Here is a 4,522-nt window from a genome sequence, read left to right as displayed (position 1 = left end):
GCGGACCCTGCGGCGGGGGTGCCCGTGGCGGTGACGCGCGGCGGGGATGCCGGCAGTGCGCCCGAAGCTCTCGAGCTGCAGTCCGCCCGCGTCTGGCCGTTGGGCGCGTTGTCCGCCGAGGCGCGCACCGGGGTGCGCTGGATGTTGGGGGTCCCGGTCTTCACCTCGGTGGAGAAGGTGCGCGCGGGCGGGTCCGCAGATACCGAGGGGAGTGTCGGGGGAGATGGCGAGCCGGCGCCGATTGCGTTCACGGGACGGTTGCGGGTGGCGGTGGACCGCGCGGCCGCGGTGTGGGTGGACGGGGTACGGGTGGGGGAGGCGACCCCGCAGGTTCCGTTCGAGGGCGAGGGGATCGCGGCGGGGGAGCGGCGGATCGGGGTGCGCGGTGCCGGCTACACCGCCGAGGAGCAGGTCGTGGTGGTGAGCGTGCACCGCCCCGGCGCAATCCATTTCAAGCTGCGCCCGCAGACGCCGGCGGAGCGGGAGGCGGAATTGGGTCTGGACGGAGCGGCGCGTGCGGAGATCCGGGCGGAGCTGACGTTGGTCGGTCATGCGGCGGGCGCGGGCGGGGATGCGTTCGCGGCGTCCGAGCGTGCGGCGTTGCGGGCGTTTCAGTCTGCGGCGAGGCTCGAGGCGACGGGGTATGTGGACGAGGCGACGCTGAACCGGTTGGCCGAAGTGGCCGAAGCGGCGCGGCGTGCGCGTGAGGTGGCGGAGCGGGAAGCGCGGGTGCCGGGCGGTGCGCCGGCGATGGTCTCGATTGCGGCTGGGTGTTTTCGGATGGGCAGTCCCTCCGACGAGCCGCATCGGGACAGTGACGAGGCGCCGCATGAGGTGTGTGTGGAGGCGTTCGAACTGGGGAGAACCGAGGTGAGCTTTGGTCAGTACGACGCCTTCTGCGCGGCGACCGGTCGAGACAAGCCTTCGGATGCCGGTTGGGGTCGTGGCGAGCGCCCGGTGATCAACGTGAGTTGGGATGATGCGGCGGCCTATGCGCAGTGGCTGTCGAAAGAGACCGGCCTGGCTTATCGGTTGCCGACGGAGGCCGAATGGGAGTATGCGGCGCGTGCGGGGACGCGGACACCGTTTTGGACGGGTCGGTGCATTCGCACCGACCAGGCGAACTACAACGGCACATCCGATTACAACGACTGCGGCGCCAAGACCGGGCTCTACCGGAAGCAGACGGTGCCGGCGGGGAGTTTGCCGGGGAATCCGTGGGGGCTGCACGAGGTGTTGGGGAACGTACGGGAGTGGACCTGCTCGGAGTATGCGTCCCCATATGCCGGGTTGGAGCAGCGCTGTGCCGAACGCAACAGTAATCCCGCGCGGGCGGTGCGCGGCGGCTCCTGGATCAGCGGGCCGAGGTTCCTGCGCGCGGCGGACCGCTTCGGGTTCCTTCCCGAGGACCGCGACATCTACCGGGGTTTTCGTCTCGCCAGGACCTTGTCCCCTTAACTCGTTACCCCTTCACCCCTCTATCGCGGAGTCGTCCGGGGCATGGATCGACCGGTTGAGAGAGCGAGGGCCGGGGGTCCAGGGGGCAGTGCCCCCGGGTCGAGCGCGTTTGTTACGCGGCCGCATGTTGCCGGCTGAATCGGATCACCGCATGTCAAACCCTGCCCGTACGACCGGCCCGGCCCTCGAGGCGATGTACCGGTTCATCCTCTGGCTGATCCCGACGCTGGGCCGCTTTCCGCACTGACAACGGTTCCTGACGGGCAGCGCGTACCGTACGTCGTAGGATGGGCAGAGCGGTAGCGATGCCCATCTGACACTGCCCCGCGCCAAGGACGAGATCCCGGGCGCCGCGATGAGCGTGCCTCGACCGTTCGGGCGCGGTCGGCGAGAGGTTTGCGGCAGGTGCCGAGGGCCAGCGGGCGCCGTAGAGTCGCCTCGGCGGGAACCGCATGTGTGATTGGCGAGCCACTCGGGTTCGGACGTGGATGGCAGGGAATGATGGGCATCGCTCTCGCTCTGCCCATCCTACGGGCTCCGGTTCCGACTGGAGCCCGCCGGGGTTCATTTCCCGCCGTGCCCCGCGCGGGCGATGCTTCGAGAACAGGCCCCGCTGAACGCGCTGCCCGACCGCCCGATGGCCGCCTACGATCCATCCGATAAGCTATTGTTCGCCCATCGTGATCGGGTGGTCGATCGGCTGCGCGGCGTCGTGCGGGAGGATTGGGTTGCCGAGCGAGTTATCGGTCGGATTCAAAAAGCCTGCGCGGGGCGCTTCCCGAGTTCATCAAGGGTTGGCGGCGTGCTCGACATTGCAAATCCGCAAACGTCGGCGCAGGGGATGATCGGCCCGCCCGCCTTGCGTCGTGGTCCTGCGTCGAATGCGTTTTGGGGGCTTTGCCTATCCGACGAGATTGGCCATACGGGATCTTTTCGGCTCTTGGCCAGGCCGCTCAGCAACCGATTCCCAAAGGCACTCACACGGCCGCGTAAAGGGTCGCCGCTACGCGCGTTGTTTTCAGCGCACTACCCGTGATCAAGGGGGAGCGGATGAATGCACCCTCGGAGCGCGGACCCGGCCGACGTGCCGCGGTCACGCAACCGACTCGATCACCGGAGTATTGCCATGAGCATCTGGAGCTGCTGGTTCGGCGCGAAGGCCAAGGCGTCGGCGGGCGCACGCCTGCTCGAACGCGACAACCTCGGCACGCGTTACGAGACCCATGACCGCGTGCATGCCTTTTGGACACCCTACATCCTGAGCCGCCCGTCCTTTCCATTCCTCTTCTACAACATGCCGTCGCGGGAGGCGGCGATGGCCGCGTTGCTCGAGCTGGAGCCGTTTGGGGTCGCCGCCGACAGCGGCAAGCCGATCAGCACCGAGGTCCTCAGCTTCGGCGTCTATCCGCGCGATGACGGGGGCGCCGCGCCCTGGGGGCTCATGCTCGCCGGTGAGCGCGTGACGGCGGCCTTGTACGATGCCGCCGTGGCGAGCTGCACCGCGCATGGTGGCTCGGACCCGCGATTGAGCGAGCGCCCGCCCGAGACCACGGCAACCGCCGCACGCGCGGCCCCAAGTCAGGAGGCGGTGACCTTCGAGCGCGAGGAGCAGGTCGACATGCTGGCACAGATGGAGGCGATGGGCATCAGGGTTGTCGCCGACGAGGCGCTGTCGCAGTCCGTTGCCACAAAACGTCATTACCGCGGACCGGATCAAGCCTCGGCGATCGCGTTCCTGCAGACGCACCCCGTCAACGAGCCCTTCTTCTATCTCATGGTGCATACGCCAGAGGGCGTATTCGGCCGTGACAAGGACGGCATCTTCGATCAGCCGTCTTGATCGCTCGGGCAGGCTGAACGGTTTTACTCACACGGGAATCAACAACTGAAGTTTCTCACTTTCATGCAGCCTTATCATAATATAAGCAACCACAAATATGCGCGCATATTAGTGAAAGCTGATTGACGAAAGCCATGCGGCGGCAATGACCAAACGAACGTGAAAAGCGCGGACGAATCGGCGAATAAACAAGCAGTTGAAGATGAATGCAGGCTCGCTTCGGCGTATAATCAAAGGTGCCTAAGCCCATGATTAAAATCCAAAAACGAGCCGCATTCGATGCTGATCCTACCCGCACTCGCCGTTCAATTCCAGAGCCTTTTTCCGAGCTCCGATCACGGCCAAGAACGTGCCCGCTGGTTCATTCTGACACTCCAGGCGATCCTGCTGCCGATCACCGCCTCGCGCACCTCCAACCTGCTGCGCACCATCGCCACGCTCTTCGGCGTGGTGCTCGGCGAGGCGAAGTACTACACCTTCATGGCCTCGGTGAAGCTGCCGTGGGCGCGCGTCTGGGCAGTGCTCTGGCGAGCCATCCCCGATCCGCTCACCGACGGGCGTTTGGTGCTGGTGCTGGACGACTCGATCAATCCGAAGACCGGCACCAAGGTGTTTGCCTGCCAGCGCAGCTTCGACCATGCCGCCAAGACCAATCAAAGCCGCTTTCCGTGGGCGCAGACCATCGTCACGGTCGGGCTGCTGAAGGTCATTCACGGGCGCTGGTGCTGCCTGCCGCTGGCCTTCGCCTTTTACCTGCGCAAAGCGACCCTGGCGCTACGCAGCGTGCGCATTCGCGGTCGGGCGCTCACGTTCGAGAGCAAGTTCACCCAAGCCGTGCGCCTGATCCGGAGCCTCGCCGGGGTCTTTCCGCGGGCGCCGATCCTGGTGGTCACCGACAGCTGGTTCGGCAACAACGGCTTGCTCAAGCCCTTGCGCCGGGCGCTCGGCTCCCGTGCCCATCTGCTCTCGCGTCTGCGCGTGAACGCGGTGCTCCACGACCTGCCGGTGGCCGTGCCGGGACGGGCCGGACGGCCCCGCAAGTACGGTGCGCGCCTCGGCAGTGTCAAGGCGATGCAGACCGCGCTGCGGGCCACCGCGCGGACCTATTCACTCAACCTCTACGGGCAGGTTCGCGAGGTGGTGGCCGCCGGTAAGTGTCAAGGTAGTTGTCGCATCAATCATGTCATGTTTGCGTCGGCCTTCTCCTGGTCGCGAGGGGGTTTT

Annotated in this window: 4 protein-coding genes; all 4 read left to right on the top strand. The window is 66.4% G+C overall.

Annotated features, from left to right (window positions below):
- On the top strand, nt 1–1,458 hold a 1,458-nt coding region (locus THIMADRAFT_RS24085; protein ID WP_007195751.1), incomplete at its 5' end, for an SUMF1/EgtB/PvdO family nonheme iron enzyme.
- A gap of 592 nt (nt 1,459–2,050) precedes the next feature.
- The gene (locus tag THIMADRAFT_RS26935) at nt 2,051–2,494 is read left to right on the top strand and encodes a hypothetical protein (RefSeq protein WP_139052993.1); all 444 of its coding nucleotides are present in this window, start codon (nt 2,051–2,053) and stop codon (nt 2,492–2,494) included.
- Nucleotides 2,495–2,584: 90 nt separating this feature from the next.
- Nucleotides 2,585–3,298 carry a hypothetical protein gene (locus THIMADRAFT_RS24080; protein WP_007195749.1) on the top strand — a complete coding sequence of 238 codons (714 nt, stop codon included), beginning with the start codon at nt 2,585–2,587 and terminating at the stop codon, nt 3,296–3,298.
- A 279-nt stretch (nt 3,299–3,577) separates the two neighbouring features.
- Nucleotides 3,578–4,522: IS701 family transposase (locus THIMADRAFT_RS24075; RefSeq protein ID WP_007195748.1), on the top strand; the 945-nt coding region annotated here is incomplete at its 3' end.

Origin of the sequence: Thiocapsa marina 5811 (genome assembly GCF_000223985.1) — a bacterium.
Classification (GTDB): Bacteria; Pseudomonadota; Gammaproteobacteria; order Chromatiales; family Chromatiaceae; genus Thiocapsa; species Thiocapsa marina.
The sequence above is the reverse complement of the archived record's forward strand: the minus strand, read 5'-3'. Positions and strand labels throughout refer to the sequence as shown.